This window comes from Saliphagus sp. LR7, from assembly GCF_003344565.1.
GTDB lineage: Archaea > Halobacteriota > Halobacteria > Halobacteriales > Natrialbaceae > Saliphagus > Saliphagus infecundisoli.
Window position 1 is genome coordinate 1 of sequence record NZ_QPND01000090.1, and the last position, 490, is coordinate 490.

At 67.1% G+C, this 490-nt stretch carries 1 protein-coding gene; it reads left to right on the forward strand.

Features of this window, described 5'->3' with window-relative positions:
* On the forward strand, positions 1–490 hold a 490-nt coding region (locus tag DVH23_RS23305), incomplete at both ends, for a glucuronate isomerase (protein WP_198668096.1).

Sequence of the window (490 nt, forward strand, 5' to 3'; positions counted from 1 at the left end):
GACCTCCCGATCGTGGATCCCCACACCCACGCCGACGTCCGCGAGATCGTCGACGACGACGGCTGGGACGACATCTGGGAAATCGAGGGCGCGACTGACCACTACGTCTGGGCGCTGATGCGCAACCGGGGCGTCCCCGAGCGACGAATCACGGGCGACGCCTCGAACCGAGAGAAGTGGGAGGCCTTAGCGGAGGTCTTCCCCTCCTTCGCCGGCAATCCGACCTACGAGTGGGTCCACCTCGACTTGCGACGGCGCTTCGGCATCGAGGAACGGATCTCGGGAGACACTGCCGAGGAGATCTGGGCGGAGACGAGATCGCAGTTGGCGGACGACTCGATGCGCCCCCAGTCGCTGCTCCGCGAGATGGGCGTCGAACTCCTCTGTTCGACTGACGACCCAACGTCGTCGCTCGAGTACCACGACCACGCGGCCGAGGAGATCGAGGACGTCTCCGTGCTCCCGACCTGGCGGGCCGACCGCGCCCTCC